This window comes from Streptomyces monomycini, assembly GCF_022271435.1.
GTDB lineage: Bacteria > Actinomycetota > Actinomycetes > Streptomycetales > Streptomycetaceae > Streptomyces > Streptomyces monomycini.
Genome location: NZ_JAFIQY010000050.1, coordinates 17,342 through 35,982 on the forward strand (window position 1 = coordinate 17,342; position 18,641 = coordinate 35,982).

General features: G+C 73.5%; 13 protein-coding genes. 4 read left to right on the forward strand and 9 right to left on the reverse strand.

All coding sequences use genetic code 11. From position 1 onward, the window contains the following. Nucleotides 1-67 precede the first annotated feature (67 nt). Entirely contained in the window at nucleotides 68-805 is a 738-nt protein-coding gene (locus JXZ78_RS35470; RefSeq protein ID WP_050502952.1) for a L,D-transpeptidase family protein, read from the forward strand. On the opposite strand, the gene JXZ78_RS35475 is transcribed toward JXZ78_RS35470, so the two are convergent. The 5 genes from JXZ78_RS35475 to JXZ78_RS35495 are packed head-to-tail and all read right to left on the reverse strand — an operon-like array spanning nucleotide 792 to nucleotide 6,725. Continuing rightward, nucleotides 792-1,757, reverse strand: a complete 966-nt coding sequence (locus tag JXZ78_RS35475) for an ABC transporter ATP-binding protein (RefSeq protein ID WP_238783597.1) — start codon at nucleotides 1,755-1,757, stop codon at nucleotides 792-794. The genes JXZ78_RS35470 and JXZ78_RS35475 overlap by 14 nt on opposite strands. Beyond that, nucleotides 1,672-3,027, reverse strand: a complete 1,356-nt coding sequence (locus JXZ78_RS35480) for an ABC transporter ATP-binding protein (RefSeq protein ID WP_238783590.1) — start codon at nucleotides 3,025-3,027, stop codon at nucleotides 1,672-1,674. The genes JXZ78_RS35475 and JXZ78_RS35480 overlap by 86 nt, the downstream gene beginning before the upstream one ends. 10 nt (nucleotides 3,028-3,037) lie before the next feature. Beyond that, nucleotides 3,038-3,958, reverse strand: a complete 921-nt coding sequence (locus JXZ78_RS35485) for an ABC transporter permease (protein ID WP_167745475.1) — start codon at nucleotides 3,956-3,958, stop codon at nucleotides 3,038-3,040. 11 nt (nucleotides 3,959-3,969) lie between these two features. Further along, a complete protein-coding gene (locus tag JXZ78_RS35490) occupies nucleotides 3,970-4,920 on the reverse strand; it encodes an ABC transporter permease (RefSeq protein WP_238783591.1) in 951 nt (316 codons plus the stop codon). Continuing rightward, a complete protein-coding gene (locus JXZ78_RS35495) occupies nucleotides 4,917-6,725 on the reverse strand; it encodes a peptide ABC transporter substrate-binding protein (protein WP_238783592.1) in 1,809 nt (602 codons plus the stop codon). Before JXZ78_RS35495 ends, JXZ78_RS35490 begins: the two co-directional genes overlap by 4 nt. A 256-nt stretch (nucleotides 6,726-6,981) precedes the next feature. Between JXZ78_RS35495 and JXZ78_RS35500 the strand changes: the two genes are divergently transcribed. The 3 genes from JXZ78_RS35500 to JXZ78_RS35510 all read left to right on the forward strand — a co-directional run bounded on the left by JXZ78_RS35500 (nucleotide 6,982) and on the right by JXZ78_RS35510 (nucleotide 12,210). Further along, a complete protein-coding gene (locus JXZ78_RS35500; protein ID WP_033039650.1) occupies nucleotides 6,982-8,160 on the forward strand; it encodes an ROK family transcriptional regulator in 1,179 nt (392 codons plus the stop codon). A gap of 63 nt (nucleotides 8,161-8,223) precedes the next feature. Further along, the gene (locus tag JXZ78_RS35505) at nucleotides 8,224-9,723 is read left to right on the forward strand and encodes a M81 family metallopeptidase (RefSeq protein ID WP_030023947.1); all 1,500 of its coding nucleotides are present in this window, start codon (nucleotides 8,224-8,226) and stop codon (nucleotides 9,721-9,723) included. 108 nt (nucleotides 9,724-9,831) lie between these two features. Next, complete coding sequence (locus tag JXZ78_RS35510) at nucleotides 9,832-12,210, forward strand: phosphoketolase family protein (RefSeq protein WP_030023946.1); 2,379 nt, start codon at nucleotides 9,832-9,834, stop codon at nucleotides 12,208-12,210. A 52-nt stretch (nucleotides 12,211-12,262) separates the two neighbouring features. On the opposite strand, the gene JXZ78_RS35515 is transcribed toward JXZ78_RS35510, so the two are convergent. From JXZ78_RS35515 to JXZ78_RS35530, 4 genes are all read right to left on the reverse strand, one after another. Further along, nucleotides 12,263-13,543 carry an MFS transporter gene (locus JXZ78_RS35515; RefSeq protein ID WP_063726168.1) on the reverse strand — a complete coding sequence of 427 codons (1,281 nt, stop codon included), beginning with the start codon at nucleotides 13,541-13,543 and terminating at the stop codon, nucleotides 12,263-12,265. Between the two features lie 69 nt (nucleotides 13,544-13,612). Continuing rightward, nucleotides 13,613-14,785: an amidohydrolase family protein gene (locus tag JXZ78_RS35520; protein WP_050502941.1), complete on the reverse strand. Its 1,173-nt coding sequence runs from the start codon at nucleotides 14,783-14,785 to the stop codon at nucleotides 13,613-13,615. A gap of 85 nt (nucleotides 14,786-14,870) precedes the next feature. Next, on the reverse strand, nucleotides 14,871-16,280 hold the full coding sequence (locus JXZ78_RS35525) for a glutamine synthetase family protein (protein WP_033039647.1): 1,410 nt from the start codon (nucleotides 16,278-16,280) through the stop codon (nucleotides 14,871-14,873). A gap of 161 nt (nucleotides 16,281-16,441) precedes the next feature. After that, complete coding sequence (locus JXZ78_RS35530) at nucleotides 16,442-18,505, reverse strand: SpoIIE family protein phosphatase (protein WP_030023940.1); 2,064 nt, start codon at nucleotides 18,503-18,505, stop codon at nucleotides 16,442-16,444. Between the last annotated feature and the right edge of the window lie 136 nt (nucleotides 18,506-18,641).

Genomic DNA, 18,641 nt, shown 5'->3' on the forward strand with positions numbered 1-18,641 from the left:
CGCTCCTTCGGGTGGCTTGTCCGGTTCGTTCGGCTACGCGTGGTCCCCGGCCGCCTACATTGCGGTCATGACCTCCGCGAGGACCCTGGCGGCCGCGGCCTGCGCGGCCGTGCTCGCCCTGTCCGTGCCCGCCTCCGCCGTGGCCGCACCCCGCTCCCTCACACCCTTTCCCGACGGCCGGCCGCTGCCCACCCGTATGGCCGACACCGGCGGCGGCAGTCAGCTCATCACGGCTCGCGCCGCGAGCCTGCGCTCCACGACCGGCACGGTCAGCTGGTGGCAGCGGCACGGAAGCCGCTGGCACCGGATCGGTACGGCGCCCGCGCGCTTCGGGGCGAACGGGCTGGCCGAGGGCGCGTCACGGGAGCAGGGCACCTCGACGACGCCCACGGGCCTGTACGACCTGCCGTTCGCCTTCGGCCTCGCGAGGGCACCGGCCGGGACGAGGATCCTGTACCGGCCGGTACGGGACACGTCCTGGTGGTGTCAGGACAACGGCTCCTCCTCGTACAACCGCTGGGTGGACCCGCGCCCGCGCGACTGCGCGGCGAAGGAGGCCGAGCGGCTGGCCGACTACCCGACGCAGTACCGCCGGGCTCTCGTCATCGGCTTCAACTACCACCGCCCGGTGCGCGGCCGGGGCGCGGGGATCTTCCTGCACGTCCACGGGCGTGGGGCGACGGCGGGCTGTGTGTCGGTGCCGGCCCGGGCGATGGCCCGCATCGTGGCGTGGGTGCGGCCGGCCGCCCGGCCGCACATCGCGATCGGTACGGATTCCGGGCGGACGGCCGTCACGCGTTACTGACCGCTCCCGGGCCGGGGGCCGCCCCGAGGGGGAAGTGGCAGGCCACCCGGTGTCCGGGAGCGGTCGGTTCAGTGGGCTCCGGCTCACTCTCCGCGCAGCGCGCGCGGGCCACCGGGCAGCGGGTGCGGAAACGGCATCCGGAGGGTGGTGCGGTGGCGGACGGGGTCTCACCGGTGAGCGGGGTGCCCGCGGCGGGGGCCGCCGGGTCGGGGGCGTTGACGGTGTCGAGGAGGCCCCGGGTGTACGGGTGCAGGGGGCGTGCGAAGACGTCCCGGGCCGGGCCGGTCTCCACGAGTTTGCCCAGGTACATGACGCCGACGGTGTCCGCGAGGTGCCGTATCACCGCCAGGTCGTGGGAGATGAAGAGGTACGTCAGCCCCTTGTCGCGCTGCAGGTCGCGCATGAGGTTGAGGATCTGCGCCTGGACGGAGACGTCGAGCGCGGAGACCGGTTCGTCGGCGACGACGAGGGAGGGCGAGAGGGCGAGCGCGCGGGCCAGTCCGAGGCGCTGGCGCTGGCCGCCGGAGAATTCGTGCGGGTAGCGGTCCACGGCGCCCCGGGGCAGGCCGACGTCGTCGAGCAGGGCGGCGACCCGCCGCTCCTGCGCGGCGCGGTCACCGATGCCCTGGATGACCAGCGGCTCGCGCAGGATCGTGCCGACGCGCATCCGGGGGTCCATGGACGCGTAGGAGTCCTGGAACATCAGCTGGACGTCGCGGCGGTGGGCGCGCAGTTCGCGCCGGGTCAGGGCGCCGATGTCACGGCCGGCGAAGCGGATCGTGCCGCCGGTCGGCGGTTCCAGGCCGACGGCCATCCGGCCGAGGGTGGACTTGCCGCAGCCGGACTCGCCCACGATGCCGAAGGTCTCACCGCGGGTGACGGTGAGGCTGACCCCGGCGACGGCGCCGACCTCCCTGGCGCCCTTGCGCCGGGCGAAGGGGCCGGCGTGCAGGGCGTAGCGCTTGGTGACGGCGGTGAGGTCGAGGAGGGGTTCCCGGGCCGCGGGGGCGGAGACGGGTGGGGGCGGGGTGGTGGCCGTACCGGGTCCGTGGCCGGTCGCCCGTTCCTCCGCCGCGCTCTTCACCGGGTGGAAGCACGCGAACCGGTGCTCCGCTGCCCCCGGCAGCTCCGGCCCTTCCGCAAGCCCCGCCTCCCCCGGCAGCTCCGGCCCTTCCGCAAGCCCCCGCCTCCCCCGGCAGCTCCGGCCCTTCCGCAAGCCCCCGCTCCTCCGACAGCTCCGGCTCCTCCGTACGGCACCGTTCGCTCGCGAAGGCGCAGCGCGGCGCGAAGCGGCAGCCGGCAGGCCTGGTGGAGAGCGTGGGCGGCAGGCCCGGGATGGTGGCGAGGGTGGTCCGTTCGCCCGTGGCGCGTTCGGGGAGGGCGGCGAGGAGTGCCTGGGTGTAGCGGTGTCGGGGGGTGGCGAAGAGGCGGCGCACGCCGGCGCGTTCGGCGACCTTGCCGCCGTACATGACCGCGACCCGGTCCACGCGCTTGGCGATGACGCCGAGGTCGTGGGTGACCAGGATCATGGCCATGCCGAGACGGGTCCGCAGGTCGTCGATGAGTTCGAGGATCTGGTGCTGGGTGGTGACGTCGAGGGCGGTGGTCGGTTCGTCGGCGATCAGCAGTCTGGGTTCGCACACCAGGGCCATGGCGATGGCGACGCGCTGCCGCATGCCGCCGCTGAGCTGGTGGGGATGGTTCCGCATCCGTTCGGCGGGCTGCGGCATGCCGACCAGCCGCAGGGTCTCCTCGGCCTTCTCCCAGGCCTGCCGCCGGGTGACCTCCTTGTGCAGCAGCAGGGGTTCGGCGACCTGGGCGCCGATGGTCATGGTCGGGTTGAGGGAGGTCAGCGGGTCCTGGAAGACCATGCCGACGGTGTTGCCGCGGACCTCCCGCAGGACGGGCCCGGGCGCGGCGGCCAGGTCGGTCGCGCTGTCCGCGCCGATGCCGCGGTCCTGGAAGAGGATGCGTCCCCGGGTGATCCGGCCGCCCTTCGGCAGCAGGCCGAGGACGGACAGCGCCGTCATGGTCTTGCCGCAGCCGGATTCGCCCACGATGCCGAGGGCTTCCCCCGGGGCGAGGTCGAGGTGCACGCCGTCCAGGGCGTGCACGGTGCGGCCGTGGCCGGTGATCTCGACGTGCAGGTCCTCGACGCTGAGCAGCGGTGCGGCGGTCCCGGACGGCGGGCGGGTGGTCGCGGACAGGGGGTCGGCGGTCATGGGCCCTTCCTCAGCTCTTCTGGAGGCGCACGTCGAAGGCGTCCCGCAGGCCGTCGCCGACGAAGTTGAACGCGGCGACGACGAGGACGACGGCGAGGCCGGGCGGGAAGATCAGCCACCAGTGGCCGACCTGGGTGTAGGTGATGCCGGCCGAGAGCATGGAGCCCCAGTCGGCGGCCGGCGGTGGGATGGACAGTCCCAGGAAGGAGAGGTAGGCGACGTAGAGGATGGCGTCGGCGATCTGGAAGGTGGCGTTGACGACGACGGTGCCGACGGCGCCGGGCAGGATGTGCCGGAAGACGGCCCGGCCTCCGCCGCCGCCCATCAGGCGCATGGCGTGCACGTAGTCGCGGCTGCGCAGGGCGAGTGCCTCGCCGCGGATGAGACGGGCCGGGGACAGCCAGGCGACCGAGGCGATGATGAGGATGAGGACGGGTTTGCTGGGCGTGACGATGGCGGCGACCACGACCAGCAGGAACAGCGCGGGGATGGCGAGCGCGGCGTCGGTGACGCGCATCATGGCGGCGTCCGCCCAGCCGCCGAAGTAGCCCGCGACCGCGCCGTACACGGTGCCGAAGAGGGTGGCCAGCAGCCCGGCGGCGAGGCCGACCTCCAGGGAGGTCTGTCCGCCGTACATCAGCCGGCCGAGCATGTCGTAGCCGAGGTCGGTGGTGCCGAGGAGGTGGCCGGGGCTGCCGGGCGGCAGGCCGGCCTGGGACAGGTCGGTGTGCGTCTGGTCGGTGGGGTGCAGCAGCGGGCCGAGGTAGCACAGGGCCAGCAGGCCGAGGAGGACGGCGGTGCCGATGAGGGCGAGTCTGCTGCGGGCGAAGACGGCGAGCGTGCGGCGCAGCGGCCCGGGGGCGGCGGGTGCCGCCGCGGACAGGTCGTCGTCCCCGGACCGGGCGGCCCCGGCGCCGCTCGGCGCGTCCATGGAGGGTGCGGTCACGAGACGCTCCTGATCCGGGGGTCGAGTACGGCGTAGGCGATGTCGGTGATCAGTGAGCCGAGCACGGTGGCCACGCCGACGATCAGGGTGACGCCGAGCAGTACGGGGAAGTCCGAGCCCTGTGCGGCGTTCCAGAACAGCAGGCCCATGCCGGGGTAGTTGAACATCGACTCGACGACGAGGGTGCCGCTGAAGAGGGTGGGCAGGTACAGCCCGAGGAGGGTGGCGAGCGGGATCAGCGCGTTGCGGAGCACGTGCCGGGCCAGGACGCGGGTGCCCGACTGCCCCTTGGCGTGCGCGGTGCGTACGTAGTCCTCCTGGAGGTTGTCCAGTACGGCCGAGCGCATGTAGCGGCTGAACGCGGCGATGATGCCGAGGGCGGTGGTCACCACCGGCAGGACCAGGGCCGGGGCCTCGGCGAGCAGGCCGCCGACCGTGTCGGCCTGCGGCGCCTCGGCCGGGAAGATCTGGAGCTGCTGGCTGAAGACGAGAACGAGGACCAGGCCGAGGAAGAAGACCGGGGTGGCGTAGGCGAGGAAGGCGGCGCCGGTGAGCAGGTAGTCGGCGGCCTTGCCGCGGCGTACGGCCTGGAGGATGCCGAGCGGGACGGCCAGCACGGTGGCGAGCGCGATCGACAGGCCGGCCAGCAGCGCGGTCTTCGGGAGGCGTTCGCCGAGCAGGGAGGCGACGGTCTGGTTGAGTTTGTAGGACTCGCCGAGGTCGCCGGTGAGCAGCCGCCCGAGGTACATCACGTACTGCTGCGGCAGGGAACGGTCGTAGCCCTGCTGGTGGTTGAAGTGCGCGATGGCTTCCGGGGTGGCCTTGACGCCGAGGATGGCGCGGGCCGGCCCGCCGGGCAGCAGGTGCAGCAGGACGAAGACGATGACGGAGACCAGCAGCAGCACGACGACGGCCTGGGCGACGCGTTTGACCAGGAAGCGGATCACCGGCCCGCACCGCCCTTCTTGACGAAGTACCAGTCCTGCGGCGCCAGGCCGAGAGTGGGGTTCTGGTCGATGCCGCGCAGGTCGTTGCGGATGACGGAGACCTGGTAGGCCGGGTTGGGCGTCCACAGGACGGGCACCTGGTCCGCCGTGTAGCGGGCGTAGTCGCGCAGCGCGGTCGGGTCGTCGGAGTACTCGGTCTTCTTGATCAGCTCGTCGGCCTTCGGGTCGGACCAGTTGCCCATGTTGGAGGGCGCCCCGGTGGCGAAGAGCGAGTCGCCGCTGGCCACGGTCGGGAAGTACCAGCTGCCCTGGGTGCCGAAGAAGCCCGTCTGCCAGGCGGAGCACACCGGTTCGGCCGGCTTGCAGGGGACGGTGGTGCCGAGGACGGTGTTCAGCGGCTGCTGCCGGATGTCCAGGGTGATACCGGCCTTGTCCATGGCGGACTTGATCTCCTGCATGGTGTTGGACGTCTCGGTGGAGCCGGACTGGGAGAGGAGTTCCAGGCGCAGCGGCTGTCCGCCGGGGATGTCCTTGCCGCACTGTCCGGGGCCGGTGCCGGGGCGGGCACAGCGCAGCCTGCCGTCGGTGCGCTGCCAGCCGTGCGCGGCGAGCAGGGCCGCGGCCTTCTTCGGGTCGTACGGGAACGGGTCGCGGTCCAGCTGCGCGGCGGGCACCGGGCCGCGGGTGGGTGCCGCGCTGCCGTGCCAGACGACCTCGGAGATCGTCTTCTGGTCGACGAGGTGCTGGAGTGCCTGGCGCAGGTAGGTCTGGCGGAGCAGCGGTCCGGCGGTGGGGTGGTTGAGGTTCAGGACGATGTAGGTGATCGCCCAGCCTTCCCACGGGTCGATGCGGTAGCCCAGTTTCTTGAAGCGTGCCGACTGTTCCATGACGGACGGCGGGATGTAGCCGTAGTCCACGCCGCCGGCGCGCAGCACGTTGAATTCGGAGTCGGCGGTGGTGAAGGGCTTGAGGACGACGCGGTCGAGGTGGGGTTTGTCGGGGCCGCCGTACTGCTTGTTGGGGACCAGGGACACCTGTCCGGAGGTGGTCCACTTCTCGATGCGCCAGGGTCCGCTGACGGTCTTCCAGAGCGGGTCGGTGGCGAACTTCGAGAGCTGCTTGGCGTGCTGGAGCAGCCGCGCGAACACCTTCTTCGGGTCCTCGTCGTGCGGGTCCCAGGCGTGTTTGGGCAGCGGGGTGAAGTTGTCGAGCTGGTTGCCGGTGAACCAGGCGGGGTTGTACGCGCGGTCCAGGCGCAGCCGGAAGGTGCGCTCGTCCAGCACCTCGAACTTCTTGACGTTGTCGGGCAGCAGGCCCGGCGAGTAGCCCGCCCACTCCTCCTTGTCGTGCTTGATCAGGTCGTACCAGAACTCGACGTCGCGGCTGGTCACGGGGGTGCCGTCGGACCAGCGGTGGCCCTGCTTGAGCGTGATGGTGACGGTGGTGTTGCCGTCGCTGTAGCGGGGCTGCCCGGCGAGGTTGCGCGGGCTGTCCATGGTCAGGCCCGCGCCCTTCTTCTCGGCCGTGTAGAGCGGTGGGTAGAGCAGGTCCTGTACGGAGTTGTTGTACGACGCCAGGTAACCGGCCGTGCCGATCGGGAAGATCCAGTTGGGGGTGGCGGCGGGCGGCAGCGCCATGGTGGCCGTGCCGCCTTCGACGCGGGTGCCGCCGGTGGCCCCGACGTCGGTGACGGCGCCGTCCGCCGGGCCGCACCCGGTGACCGCGACCATGCCGAGCAGCAGCGCGGTCACCGCGCGGAGCAGGGCGTGCCGGGGCCCGCGTCGGCGGGTACTGCGCGGGCCCATACTGCCTCCGGAAAGGGTCGGCCGGTCGAAGAATGCGAGAAAAGTACGGACGGCCGCGAAAAGAAGTCAAGGGTCTGGCGGAACATCGGCAATTGGGGTGTACTGAAGGCCACTTGATTCCTCTTCTTTCTTCGGCGATCGAATAAAGAAGAGGAACTACCCGCCGGTTTTCCGGCGTTCCTCGCCGTTCACGGCCGAAAGGCACCGCCATGACCGCTGCCCCGAACGCCACCCCGTCCGCCGCCGAGGCCCCGACGTGACCGCCGCCGAGGAACAGCCCGGCTCCGCCGCGCACGTCCTCGAACTCGTCGCGACCGGCACCGCCCGCTCGCGCGCCGACCTCGTACGGGAGCTGGGGCTCGCCGCCTCCACCGTCTCCGCCCGCGTCCAGGAACTGGTCGACGCCGGGCTGCTGACCGAGTCCGGCGAGGGCGCCTCGCGCGGCGGGCGCCGCCCGCGGCTGCTGCGCGTCCCGGACGGCGGCACCGTCGCGCTCGCCGCCGACCTGGGCAGCCACCACATCCGTACCGGCGCGGTGGGCCTGACCGGCACCGGCTTCGACATCGACGAGTGCGCCCTCGACCTGACGACCGGCCCGGAACCGGCCGTCGGCCTGCTCGCCGGACGGCTGACCGCGCTGGCCGACCGCCAGCGCGCGGCCGGGCGCACCGTGTGCGGCGCGGGCATCGGCTTCCCCGGGCCCGTCGACCCCGTGTCGGGCCGGGTCGTCGCACCGTCGCGGATGCCCGGCTGGCACCTGTACGAGCTGCGCGACCGGCTCGCCGAGCTGATCGGTCTGCCCGTACTGGTCGACAACGACGCCAACGTCCTGGCCCTGGGCGAGCACCGGGCCGCCCACGCCAGTCTGCGGCATCTGGTGGTGGTCAAGGCGGGCCGCGGCATCGGCTCCGGCGTGATCAGCCACGGCCGGCTCTACCGGGGCGCCCGCGGCTGCGCCGGGGACATCAGTCACGTACGGGTGGACGCCGCCGCCGAACGCCCCTGTTCCTGCGGGAACATCGGCTGTCTGGAGTCGGTGGCCAGCGGCGCCGCGATCGCCGCCGCGCTGCGCGGCCAGGGCATCGAGGCGGACTCCACCACCGACATCCTGCGGCTCGTCGAGGACGGCGAACCGCACGCGACGACCCTGGTGCGGCAGGCCGGCCGGCACATCGGCGGGGTGCTGGGCGTCGTGGTGAACTTCTTCAACCCGGAGGCCGTGGTGCTGGGCGGCGCGCTCGCCGCGGCGGAGCCGCTGGTCGCGGCGGTGCGCGGGGTGCTGTACGAGCGGTGCCTGCCGATGGCGACGAGCGAGCTGGCCATCGTCGCGGCGAGCTGCGGCCCCGACGCGGGGCTGCTCGGCGCCGGCCATGCCGCGCTGCGCGAACTGGCCGCCGAGGGCGGCCTCCCGGCCCTGCCCGTCGTCCGTACGTAGATCCCCCGTGATCCCCCGACCGTCCCAACGGAAGACCGTCCCAACGGAAGGTGCCCGACCAACATGCGCATCGCCATCGGCGGCATGGCCATCGAGTCCAGCCAGTTCTGCCCGCACCGCTCGACGTACGACGACTTCCGCGTCACCCGCGGCACCACGCTCCTGGACCGCTACACCTGGACCCGGCCGGACAGCGACCTCGCGGACCAGGTGGAGTGGGTGCCCCTGGTGCACGCGGTGGCGCTGCCCGGCGGCCCCGTCGAGCGGGATACGTACGACCGCATCAAGTCCGAACTGGTCAGCCTGATCCGCGAGGCCGGGCCGCTGGACGGCATGGTCTACGACATCCACGGCGCCATGAGCGTCGCCGGCCTGGACGACGCCGAGGCCGACCTCACCGAGGCCGTACGGGACGCGCTCGGCCCGGACGTCCTGCTCTCCGCCGCCATGGACCTGCACGGCAACGTCTCGCGCCGCTTCGCCGACCGCCTCGACCTGCTCACCGCGCACCGCCTCGCCCCGCACGAGGACGCCTGGGAGACGCGCGAGCGGGCCGCCCGCAAGCTGGTCGGGCGCCTGGCGTCCGGGAAGGGCCGCCCGTACCGCGCCTGGGTGCAGATCCCGGTCCTGCTCCCCGGCGAGAAGACCAGCACCCGGCTGGAACCGGCCAAGTCCCTGTACGGCAGGCTCGCTTCCGTCGAGGCGCTGGACGGCATCGTGGACGCGGCGGTCTGGGTGGGCTACGCCTGGGCCGACGAGGCGCGCTGCCGGGCCGCGGTCGTGGTGACCGGCGACGACCCGGACCTGGCGCTGGAGCAGGCCCGCGGCCTGGCCCGGGAGTACTGGGACGTGCGCCGCGACTTCGTCTTCGTCGGCCCGACCGGCGACGCCGACGCGTGCATCGCCCAGGCCGTGGCGTCCCCCGCCCGCCCATTCCTGATCAGCGACTCCGGCGACAATCCCACCGCGGGCGGCGCGGGCGACCTCGCATACATGCTGAGCCGCCTGCTGGCCGACGAGGACCTGGCGAGCGGCCGGGTCACCGCGCTGCACCCCGGCATCACCGACCCGGCCGCGGTGGCCGCCTGCTTCGAGGCCGGGGTGGGCGCCCGCGTGTCCCTGAGGGTCGGCGGCCACGTCAGCGCAGGCACCGGCCCGCACGCCGAGCCGTACGAGCTGACCGGCACGGTGACCGCCCTGGAAGACCCGGCCGCACCCGCCGCCGGTGCCCCGCGCGGCAACCCGGCGTACGACGACGGCGGCCGCACCGCCGCCGTCACCCGGGGCGGCGTGACGGCCGTGCTCACCGAGCGCCGCAAGCCCTTCCACACCCGGGCCGACTTCGGCACGCTCGACCCGACGGCGTACGACATCGTCGTGGTGAAGATCGGCTACCTGGAGCCGGAGCTGTACGCGATGGCCGCCGACTGGCTGCTCGCCCTCACCCCCGGCGGCGTGGACCAGGACCTCTTGCGCCTGGGCCACCACCGGGTGGTCCGCCCGCTCTACCCGTTCGACGACGCGGGCTTCGAGGACCCGGATCTGACGCCGGTGCTGCTCTGAGCGGACCCCGGCGCCTCCGGTCGGCCCGTTATGTGCGGCGCCGGTGCATGACGGCCCGTACGGTGGAGAGGCGCTCCCTGATCACCTTTCCCCCGACGGAGGGCCCCGATGGAGTCGCCGACCCCGCTCACCGAGAGCGAACTGCTCGATCTCGACGCCCACTGGCGGGCGCTGAACTATCTCGCCGCCGGTCAGATCTATCTGACCGGCAACCCGCTGCTCACCGAGGAACTGCGCCCCGAGCACATCAAGCCGCGGCTGCTCGGCCACTGGGGCACCTGCCCGGGCCTGAACCTGGTCTACACCCACGTCAACCGGGTCATCAGCGCCCACGGGCAGGAAGCGGTGTGCGTGTGGGGTCCGGGGCACGGCGGGCCTTCGGTGTTCGCCGGTGCCTGGCTGGAGGGGACGTACGGGGAGCTGTATCCGGACGTCGGGCGGGACGCGGCCGGGATGGGACGGCTGTTCCGGCAGTTCTCCTTCCCCGGCGGGGTGCCGAGCCACGCGGCGCCGAACGTGCCGGGCTCCTTCCACGAGGGCGGCGAGCTGGGCTACTCCCTCGCGCACGCGTACGGCGCCGCGCTGGACAACCCGGATCTGCTGGTGGCGTGCGTGATCGGGGACGGCGAGGCGGAGACCGGGCCGCTGGCCGCCTCCTGGCACGCGAACAAGTTCCTGGACCCGGCGCACGACGGCGCCGTGCTGCCGATCCTGCACCTGAACGGCTACAAGATCGCCAACCCGACGGTCCTGGCCCGGCTGGACGAGGACGAGCTGGACGCGCTGCTGCGCGGCTACGGGCACGAGCCGCTGTACGTCACCGGCTCCGACCCCGCGCAGGTCCATCAGGCCATGGCCGCCGCCATGGACACCGCGCTGCACCGTATCCACGACGCCCAGCGCACCGCCCGCGGCGACGGCGCGCGGTCCCGCCCCCGCTGGCCGATGATCGTGCTGCGCACCCCCAAGGGCTGGACCGGCCCCGACGAGGTGGACGGCGCGCCCGTCGAGGGCACCTGGCGCGCCCACCAGGTCCCGCTGTCCGGCGTCCGGGACAACCCGGACCATCTGCGCCAGCTGGAGGGCTGGCTGCGGTCGTACGCGCCGGGCGAGCTGTTCGACGGCGAGGGGCGGCCGGTGGACCGGGTGCTGGCCTGTGTGCCGCACGGCGACCGGCGGCTCGGCTCCTCCCCGCACGCCAACGGCGGCCGCCTCGTCCGTACGCTGCCGCTGCCCGACCCCGAGAAGTACGCGGTGCCCGTCGACAAGCCCGGCACCCGGATGCACGAACCGACCCGTGTCCTCGGCGGCCTGCTGCGCGACCTGATGGAGCGGACCGCCGACCGCCGCGACTTCCGGCTGTTCGGCCCGGACGAGACGGCCTCCAACCGGCTCCAGGACGTGTACGACGCCACCGACAAGGCGTGGCAGGCCGCCACCGAGTCCACCGACGAGCACCTGGGGCGGCACGGCCGGGTGATGGAGGTGCTCTCGGAGCACCTGTGCCAGGGGTGGCTGGAGGGGTACGTGCTCTCCGGCCGGCACGGCCTGTTCTCCTCGTACGAGGCGTTCGCGCACATCGTGTCCAGCATGGCCTCGCAGCACGTCAAATGGCTCCAGTCGGCCCGCGACATCCCCTGGCGGGTGCCCGTGGCGGGTCTCAACTACCTGCTGACCTCGCACGTCTGGCGCCAGGACCACAACGGCTTCTCGCACCAGGACCCCGGCTTCGTCGACCACATCCTCAACAAGGACCCGCACACCGTACGGGTCTACCTCCCGCCGGACACCAACAGCCTGCTGTGCGTGGCCGACCATGTGCTGCGCACCCGTGACGTGGTCAACGTGGTGGTCGCGGGCAAGCAGCCGTGCTTCGACTGGCTGGACATCCAGCAGGCGCGGGGGCACGTCGCGCGCGGCGCCGGCATCTGGGAGTGGGCGGGCACCGAACAGCCCGGCAGCCGGCCCGAGGTGGTGCTCGCCTGCGCCGGTGACGTGCCGACGCAGGAGACGCTGGCCGCCGCTTCCCTGTTGCGCACCCACCTGCCGCAGTTGTCGGTACGGGTCGTCAACGTCGTCGACATGACGCGCCTGCAACCCCACGAGGAGCATCCGCACGGCATGACGGAGCGGGAGTTCGAGGCGCTGCTGCCGCACGACGTGCCGGTGGTCTTCGCGTACCACGGCTACCCGTGGCTGGTGCACCGGCTCACCTACCGCCGGGCCGTCCACCCCAACCTGCACGTGCGGGGCTACAAGGAGATGGGCACCACGACCACGCCGTTCGACATGGTGGTCACCAACGACATGGACCGCTACCGGCTGGTGATGGACGTGATCGACCGGGTGCCGGGGCTGGCCGTACGGGCCGCCGGGGTGCGGCAGGCGATGGCGGACGTACGGCAGCGCCACCACGCCTGGATCCGCGAGCACGGCACGGACCTGCCGGAGGTCGAGGAGTGGAGCTGGCCGGGCGGCGGCCGGTGACGGCGGCGGGTGGTTCCGGGGCCGGGCACCGGGCCGGCCCCGGAGCCGCCCGTCAGGGCTGCGGGTCGCGGGCGTCGTAGCGGGCGAAGTCGCGTCGCCACAGCGCCAGCAGCAGCACCGTCACGACGCAGGCGAGTCCCCCGCCGACGACCGCCACGGCCGGTGTGGCGAGGTCGGCCGCCGATCCGGCCAGGAAGTCGCCGAGCCGGGGGCCGCCCGCCACCACGACGATGAACACGCCCTGGAGGCGGCCGCGCATCCGGTCCGGCGCGGCGGCCTGGAGCATGGTGCCGCGGAAGACCATCGAGACGGTGTCGGCGCAGCCGGCGACGGCGAGGAAGAACAGGCCGAGCCACAGGTGGCGGGTCAGGCCGAAACAGGCGACGGCCGCTCCCCAGGCGGCGACCGAGACGAGGATCGCCAGCCCGTGCCGGCGTACCGCGCCGAGCCACCCGGAGAACAGCGCGCCGAGCACCGCGCCGACCGCGGGCGCCGCGACGAGCAGGCCCACCGTCTTGGCGTCGCCGCCGAACCAGAGCACGGCGACGGCGGGGAACAGCGCGCGGGGCTGCGCCAGCACCATGGCCGCCAGGTCGGCGAAGAAGGTCATGCGCAGATTGGGCCGGGTGGCGAGGAAGCGCAATCCTTCCAGGACGGAGGGGCGGCGCGGCGCCTCGTCGCCGTCGCCGTGGTCGGGGCGCATGGCGGGCAGCCGCCACATGGCGTACAGCGCGGCCGTGAAGCAGCCCACGTCGATCAGGTAGGCGGCCTGGTAGCCCCACAGGCCGACGAAGACGCCGCCGAGCATCGGGCCGCCCATCATCCCGAGGTTGCTGGTGAGCGAGCTGAGGGCGTTGGCGGCGGGCAGCTGCTCGGGCGGCAGCAGGCGCGGGATCATCGACGAGCGGGCCGGCGAGTTCATCGCGAAGCAGACGGCCTGGAGCGCGACGACCGTGTAGAGCACCCAGACCTGCCGGACGTCCGCGAGCGCGGCGGCGGCCAGGGCGACGGACAGGACGGTGGCGCCCACCGCGCTGTACATGCCGAGTTTGCGGCGGTCGACGGTGTCGGCGACGGCCCCGCCGTACAGTCCGAAGACGACCAGCGGGACCAGGGAGCACAGGCCGACCGCGCCGACGGCGAAGGTGGAGCCGGTGAGGGCGTACACCTGGAGGGAGACGGCCAGCGCGGTCATCTGCTGGCCGACCCAGGAGACGGTGTTGCCGAACCACAGGCGCCGGTAGTCCGCGGAGGTGCGCAGCGGGGTGATGTCGGCGAAGAGGCGGGTGTGCAGCGGAGGGCGGGGCTTGGGGTCGGATATGGCAGGAGGCACGGGGCAGTAAAGCACGGTCCGTGGTGATGCCACTTACCTGGGTGGTTAATCATGACACCGGCCGTACGGCTACCGGCTCTCCGAAAGGCCGTACACCCGGCGGGCGTTGCCGGCCGCGACCAGCGCCGCGACGCGTTCGGCGTCCGCCGCCGACCAGGCGCCCGCGCGCACCCAGCCGGTCAGCACCTCCGCCAGCGCCGTACGGAAGGCGGCGCTGCCGACGGTGTACAGCTCCGGCAGGCCGTAGGCGTCGGTGGAGAAGAGGAGCTTGCCGAAGGGGGCCAGTTCGAGGAATCCGGCGAGCACGGCTGCCGCGCGGGGCCCGGTGTGGCCGAGGGCCAGGCCGACGTCGGCGTGCACGTGCGGGAAGGCGTGGGCCAGGTAGGCGGCCTGGCGGTGGTACGGGTAGCAGTGCAGCAAGATCAGGTCGGTGCCGGTGCCCGCGGTGGCGTGGACGAAGTCGGTGAGCAGGGCCGGGTCGGCGTGGTGCAGGCGCAGATCGGGGTCACCGAAGCCGGTGTGCAGTTGGAGGGGGCGCCCGGTGGCGGTGGCGAGCCACAGGAGGTGGCGCAGGAGGACGGGGGCGGTGAGACGGTGGGTGCCGGCGGCGAGCCAGGCGCGGGCGGCGGTCGTCACCTCGTCCGCCCGCGGGGGCTCCGGGGCGAGGGCCAGCCCGTGGCGGTAGGCGGCGACGGACTTGAAGCCCACGGCGGTGCGGGCCGCGTCCCGTACGGCGTCGGCGAGCCGGGCCACGAACACCTCGGCTGCCGCGTCCACGCTCCGCTCCCCCGCCGCCCGTACTCCTGCCGCGACCCGTTCCGCCAGCGTCTCCAGGCGGACGATCTCGTGCCCGGTGCCGCCGCCCGCCTCGGCCGTCTCGTGCGCCCCGGTGAGGTCGCCGGGCAGGCCGGTGTCCACCAGGTACGTACCGATGCCGGTGCCACCCAGCAGCAGACGCCGGGTCTCGGCCGCGCCCAGTTCGCGCCGCCGGGCGAGATACGCGCCGGGCGTGCAGTGCGGCGCGAGGCCGAGCAGGGGCGGGCACCAGCGGCGGACGGCGAAGCCCGTCTGGGTGTCGAAGAAGGTCGTGCCCGCGGCGGCGGGCCGGTCCGACTCGGTCAGGTACGACTCGAACTCGGCGGCCGACAGGTCGCCGCGCAGCACGCCGTGGCAGTGCTGGTCGATCAGCGGCGGCAGGTCCGGGAGCGGGTCCGGGGCGCCGTCGGCGGTCCGCGCGGTCATCGGTCCCACCGGCCGGGGGCGCCTGGCGCGCCGGGGGCGGGCGACGCGCCGCGGACGGGCGCCCCGGTGGGAACGTACGCGGCCATCAGTACCTCCAGCGCGTCGCCGCGGTGATCTCTTCGGGCTCGCTGTCCGCGAAGTGCGCCGCCTCCGCGCGGCGTACGGCGATCACGGCGCCGTACAGCACCTCGCCCATGGCCTCCCGCAGCACCGCCGACTCCGCCAGCCGGTCGGTGGACTCGGTCAGCGACGAGGGCAGCCGGACGATGCCGCGCCGGGCGCGTTCCCGGACCCCCAGGACGCCCGGGTCGCCGGTGACCGGCGGAGGCAGCACGGCGCCCGTGGACAGGCCGTGCAGCCCGGCGGCGATCACCGCGCCGACCGCCAGGTACGGATTGGCGGCGGCGTCGAACGGCTTGATCTCGGCGTGCCCGCCGTCCGGGTCGTCGGGGGCGCCGGTGACCAGGCGCAGCGCGGCCTCCCGGTTCTCCACGCCCCAGCACTGGTAGGCGCCGGCCCACACGGACGGGCCGAGCCGCAGGTAACTCGCGGGCGAGGGGCAGCCGACGGCGAGCAGCGCGGGCATCGTCTCCAGGACGCCGCCGAGGAACCGTACGGCGTCCGGGTCCAGGCCCCGGTCGGCGTCCGGCGCCCGGTGCAGGCTGCGTTCGCCGCGGTGCAGGCTGAGGTGGAGGTGGCAGCCGTTGCCGACCTGGCCGGCCACGACCGAGGGCGCGAAGCTGGCCCGCAGACCGTGCCGGAGCGAGACGGCCCGTACGGTCTCCCGGACGAGGACCAGGTCGTCGGCGGCGCGCAGCGGGTCGGCCGGCGCGGTGGAGACCTCGAACTGGCCCGGCGCGTACTCGGGGTGGAGCTGGAGGACGTCGATGTCCTGGAGGGCCAGTGCCTCGGCCACGTCGCGGAGGTAGTCGGAGAGTTCGACGACGCGGGTCATGCCGTAGGCGGGGCCCGCGCAGGGGTGGTCCAGGGTTTCGTCGGCGCCCGCGGGACCGTCGGAGCGCCTGGCGCCGGCCTCCGGCGCGCGGGTGACCACCCACTCCGTCTCGAACCCCATCCGCAGGACCAGCCCCGCGTCGGCGGCCCGCCGCACCATGCGGCGGGCGAACTGCCGCTGGCAGCCGGGGTGCGGCGTGCCGAGCTGGTCGTAGCGGTCGACCGGCGCCCAGGCCCAGCCGGGCTGCGCGGCCAGCACGGTGACCCGCTCCAGGTCGGGGAAGAGCCGCAGGTCGCCGTCGGGCCCGCCGAGGTGCGCGGACGCGGTGATCGCGTCGTCGGAGGTGAAGACGTCGAAGACCGGTGACATGCCGACACCGCGCTGCACCGCGGGTGCCAGCCGGGCCGTCGGCACGGTCTTGGTACGGGCGATGCCCGCGTTGTCGACCCAGGTGAGGGCGATCGCGCGGACGTGCTCCGCGTCCAGCCGTGCCGCCGTCCGGCGGGCGTCGCCCCACTGCTGTGCAGGCCCCGGTTCCATAGCGCGTGTCCCCATTCCGCCATGCCGCTCACTCGGCGGCCGATCGAACTGTGCCCTGGTCCGCTGTCCGCGCCAGGGTGCCCCCGGTCAGGCGCGGTTGCCGCGGGTGCCCTGCCGGACGGCAGGCGCGGCCGTCCCGTTCCCGGAGGCCGTACCGGCCGTCACGGACAGTCGAACTCGCACCATACGCACTTTCCGTTGCCGCGCGGTTCCACACCCCAGACATCCGACAGCCGGTCCACCAGCAGCAGCCCGCGCCCGGACATCGCGGACTCGTCGCTGTCGCGGCGGCGCGGCAGGGCGCTGGAGCGGTCGGCCACCTCCAGGCGCAGCCGCCGGTCGGTGCCGTGCGGCATCCGCACGGTCACCACCGCCGCGCCGTCGGTGTGCAGCAGCGCGTTGGTGATCAACTCGTCGGCGGCCAGTTCGATCTCCTCGGCGCGCTCCCGTGCGCCCCAGGCCCGTACCGCGGCGCGGATCATGTGACGGGCGGCGGACAGCCCTTGGGCGTCGTCGGGGGCGACGTGCTGCTGGAGCCGTCCGGCGGCCGGCGCGGCGGGCTCCCCGCCGCGCCGCAGGATCAGCATCGCCATGTCGTCCTCGCCGGTCTGCTCGGCCGCCAGCTCGCAGAGCCGGTCGGCCAGTTGCTGGACGTCCTGGGGGCCGTCGCGCACCACCCTGGCCAGGTGCCGTACGCCGTCCTCGATGTCGGCGCCCGGCTGTTCCACCAGCCCGTCGGTGTACAGCACCAGGGTCTCCCCGATGCCCAGGTGGACGGTGGTGACGGGGTAGTCCAGGTCGCGGAAACCGGTCGCTATGCCCAGCGGCAGGCCGCCGGCCAGCTCCAGGCGCCGGCACAGGCCCTCGGCGTGCCGCAGCAGCGGGTCGACGTGTCCGGCGCGCACCAGCCGCACCGTCCCGGTGGCCAGGTCGGCGTCCGCGTAGGTGCAGGTGGCGAAGCGGTCGGTGTCCAGTTCGCCGAGGAAGGCGGAAGCGCGGGCCATGACGGTGGCGGGCGGGTGCCCCTCGGCGGCGTAGGCGCGCAGCACGATCCGCAGCTGGCCCATGACGGTCGCGGCGTGGGTGTCGTGCCCCTGGACGTCGCCGATGACCGCGGCGACCCGGCCTTCGGGCAGCGGGATCACGTCGTACCAGTCGCCGCCGATGTCCCGGCCGATCCGGGCGGCCCGGTAGCGGACGGCGATCTGGGCGCCGGGGATGCCGGGGATGCGGCGCGGCAGCATGGCCTGCTGGAGGCCCTCGGCGAGGTCGTGCTCCTGGTCGTAGAGCATGGCGCGGGCCAGGCTCTGCGCGACGCTGGAGCCGAGGGCGAGCAGCAGGTTGCGCTCCTGTACGCCGAACGGGTTCTCCGAACGGTAGAACAGGCCCACCACTCCGATCGGCCGGGCCTGCGCGATGAGCGGCAGGTACGCGGCGGAGCCGAAGTCCATCCTTTCGAGGTGCGGCCAGAGCGCCGGGTAGCGTTCGGCGAACTCGGCGCGGGAGCGGATGAAGCACGGCTGGAGGGTGCGCACCGCCTCGCTCATCGGGAACTCCTCCTCGACCCGCAGCACCTCGTGCTGCGGTACGAAGCTGCCCGCCTGCCCTTCGTGCACCACCCGGATGCGGCCCGCCTCGACCAGTCCGACGATGACGTTCCGCGCGCCGAGCCTGGTCAGCGCCTGGTCGTCGCCGAGCACGCCGATGACGTCGTGGACGGTCCTGGCGTGCGCCAGGGCCGCCGTGGTGCGCTCGACGAGGCCGGTGTTGCGCAGTCTGCGGGCGTGCGCCTGGGCCCGTTCCGCCGCCTGGGTGTACTCCTGGCTGGCGTCCCGGACGACGCCGATGATGCGGTGCGGCTTGCCGGTCCCGTCCCGGCGGATGCTGGCCTGGGTGTGGGTCCAGCGCACCGTGCCGTCCCGCAGCCGGACGCGGAAGTAGGCGCCGTAGGAGTCGCTGCCGTCCTTCAGCGCCTGGGAGACGACGCTGTCCAGGCGGGCCGCCTCGTCCGGCGGCAGACGGCAGCCCAGGGTGGCCGGGTCGGAGTCGTACTCCTCCGGCGGCAGGTCGAAGACCTCCAGAGCGGAACCGTCCATGTGCATACGGCCGCTGTCGAGGTCCCAGTCGAAGCCGCCCATGCCGTTGAGGGCCAGCGTCAGGTCCGGATGAGCGGGCCAGTCGTCCGGCACCGACACGGTCGGCCGCTTCGCGCCCCGGTCAGCCATGTCCGCAACTTTGCCACATTTGTCCTGTACGTGGCCGGTCCACACGTGTCCCGTACGACGTCGGGCGACGAAGCCGGGCCGGCGGGGCCGCGCACCTGACTTATGCATCAGTCAGTGCTCAACACAACAGTCACGT

Bases quoted from the DNA above. Each gene is read 5' to 3' on its own strand.
- JXZ78_RS35470 (WP_050502952.1), top strand. From the start codon at position 68: ATGACCTCCGCGAGGACCCTGGCGGCCGCGGCCTGCGCGGCCGTGCTC.
- JXZ78_RS35480 (WP_238783590.1), bottom strand. From the start codon at position 3,027: ATGACCGCCGACCCCCTGTCCGCGACCACCCGCCCGCCGTCCGGGACC.
- JXZ78_RS35485 (WP_167745475.1), bottom strand. From the start codon at position 3,958: ATGGACGCGCCGAGCGGCGCCGGGGCCGCCCGGTCCGGGGACGACGAC.
- JXZ78_RS35495 (WP_238783592.1), bottom strand. From the start codon at position 6,725: ATGGGCCCGCGCAGTACCCGCCGACGCGGGCCCCGGCACGCCCTGCTC.
- JXZ78_RS35505 (WP_030023947.1), top strand. From the start codon at position 8,224: ATGCGCATCGCCATCGGCGGCATGGCCATCGAGTCCAGCCAGTTCTGC.
- JXZ78_RS35510 (WP_030023946.1), top strand. From the start codon at position 9,832: ATGGAGTCGCCGACCCCGCTCACCGAGAGCGAACTGCTCGATCTCGAC.
- JXZ78_RS35520 (WP_050502941.1), bottom strand. From the start codon at position 14,785: ATGACCGCGCGGACCGCCGACGGCGCCCCGGACCCGCTCCCGGACCTG.
- JXZ78_RS35525 (WP_033039647.1), bottom strand. From the start codon at position 16,280: ATGGAACCGGGGCCTGCACAGCAGTGGGGCGACGCCCGCCGGACGGCG.
- JXZ78_RS35530 (WP_030023940.1), bottom strand. From the start codon at position 18,505: ATGGCTGACCGGGGCGCGAAGCGGCCGACCGTGTCGGTGCCGGACGAC.